The 2,047-nt window shown below is 38.6% G+C and carries 2 protein-coding genes and 2 tRNA genes; 1 reads left to right on the top strand and 3 read right to left on the bottom strand.

Going from position 1 to position 2,047, the window contains the following annotated elements:
- The first annotated feature begins 94 nt into the window (after nucleotides 1–94).
- On the top strand, nucleotides 95–991 hold the full coding sequence (locus J663_RS18360; protein ID WP_033849542.1) for a LysR family transcriptional regulator: 897 nt from the start codon (nucleotides 95–97) through the stop codon (nucleotides 989–991).
- Nucleotides 992–1,054: 63 nt separating this feature from the next.
- On the opposite strand, the gene J663_RS18355 is transcribed toward J663_RS18360, so the two are convergent.
- The 3 genes from J663_RS18355 to J663_RS18345 all read right to left on the bottom strand — a co-directional run.
- A tRNA-Lys gene (locus J663_RS18355) sits at nucleotides 1,055–1,130 on the bottom strand.
- 22 nt (nucleotides 1,131–1,152) lie between these two features.
- Nucleotides 1,153–1,228 (bottom strand) — tRNA-Lys (locus J663_RS18350).
- 120 nt (nucleotides 1,229–1,348) lie between these two features.
- Nucleotides 1,349–2,047, bottom strand: a 699-nt coding sequence (locus J663_RS18345; RefSeq protein ID WP_032056597.1) for an AMP-binding enzyme, incomplete at its 5' end; no start/stop codon positions are given.

The following is a 2,047-nucleotide window of genomic DNA, read 5'->3' as shown; positions in this document are numbered from 1 at the left end:
GACTTGTTTTAATGTGTTTTTAGTCTAGATTGGCGGTAATTTTTGATCAATTATGCTAGTTTAGTTTAACTATTCAGAAAATACGAACAATTAAATGGATCGGTTGCAGCAATTTTTTATTTTTACAGAAGTCGCTAAACGACAAAGCTTTAGTGAAGTGGCAAATCAGCTTGATTTACCTCGCTCGACAGTAACGAGCGCAATTCAACAGCTAGAAACTCACTATGGGGTACGCTTATTTCATCGAACTACGCGTAAAGTTAGCCTTACCCAAGATGGACAACGAATATTACCTGAGTGTCAAAATCTATTATTTGATTATGAACAGCTCGAACAGCTTATACAGGCACAAAAGCAGCATTACCGTGGCACGCTAAAAATTTCAATGCCCAGCCGAATCGTACACCAAGTGATTATTCCTGAACTTCCCGATTTTTATAGTCGCTATCCAGATATCCATTTACAACTTCATAGCTCTGATGACATCACTGACTTAATCGAGAAAGGAATCGATTGTGTTGTTCGGGTGGGACAGCTAGATAATAGTAGTTTAATTGCGAAATTTGTTGGTAACTTGATTATGGTGAACTGTGCAAGTGCTGATTATTTAGAACAGTACGGTATTCCTGAACAATTAGAAGATCTATCTCAACACAAACTCATTAACTATGCGAGAGCAGTAGGAGAAAAACAGGGCGTATTTTCATATCAAGATGGAGCTGTGATGATGGATAGTGCTTTAAGCGTAAATAATACGGAAGCCTATATTGCAGCGGCTATTGCAGGTTTGGGAATTATTCAACTTCCATACTACGATGTTCAGGATAAAATCGAGCAGGGAACTTTAGTTGAAGTACTAAGTGCCTATACCGCTCAATCACTTCCACTTAATATTTTATATCCGAATAGAAGTTATATTCCTAAACGTTTGGAAATCTTTATGGAATGGGCTAGGGATATTCTATATAAGAAGTGCATCGTCATCTTTTAGTCATAAAACTAAAATACATTAACAATAAAAAAAGCCTCTCGAACTGAGAGGCTTTTTAGAATTTGGTGGGTCGTCCGCGACTCGAACGCGGGACCAACGGATTAAAAGTCCGCTGCTCTACCAACTGAGCTAACGACCCAAATAGGTTCAAAACAGATAAGTGGTGGGTCGTCCGCGACTCGAACGCGGGACCAACGGATTAAAAGTCCGCTGCTCTACCAACTGAGCTAACGACCCGTATCGTTTTGATGTCGCGTATTTTAGCAAGTTATTCAACTAACACAAGAGGAAATTTAAAAACATTTGCATGATTGCCTATAAAAAGCACGATTTCCTCTTGTTTAGCTAAAAAATGAACTAAAAACGGTATTTATATGCCTGAATGTTGTCAAAAATTTCACTTGTAATGTCACAGTAACTGCTTTCACCAGGCAATAAAGCGAGTAAACGTTCAGAAGTTTTGCTTGGATTAAACGCATCTTCCTTCAATTTATTCTTTTGGTACTTAAAAGTACCTGTAGTTTCAACTTTAGCTTGTATACGTAAAAACACTGGTACCGCATAAGCAGGTAAGCATTTTTTAAATACAGTCACCATTTCTGTTAAATCAGCGTCATTTAACTCGGCACCATCAGCAAGCGTGATTGCTGCCATACCTGCACGACCATTAGTATTTGGAATTTCTACACCGTAAACCACAGCTTCAGCGATCTTGTCATATTCACACACCATGTTTTCAACTTCGGTGGTAGATACATTTTCGCCTTTCCAGCGGAAGGTATCACCTAAGCGGTCAACAAACTGAGCGTGACGGAAACCAATATTACGAACAAGATCACCTGTGTTGAAATATGAGTCACCTTTTTTAAAGACATCTTGCATAATCACAGATTTATTCTTTTCTGGGTCGGTATAACCATCAAATGGAGAGCGACTGGTAATTTTGCCTACCAATAAACCGACTTCACCTGCTTTAACTTTTTTACACCAGCCATTTTTATCGCGTATTGGTTCGTTTTTCTCTTTATCAAACTCAATAATTGCGTATGGCGTAGG

Source organism: Acinetobacter sp. 826659, assembly GCF_000588515.1.
Lineage (GTDB): Bacteria > Pseudomonadota > Gammaproteobacteria > Pseudomonadales > Moraxellaceae > Acinetobacter > Acinetobacter pittii.
Note: the sequence above shows the minus strand (reverse complement) of the source record. Positions and strands in the feature narration are given on the sequence as shown.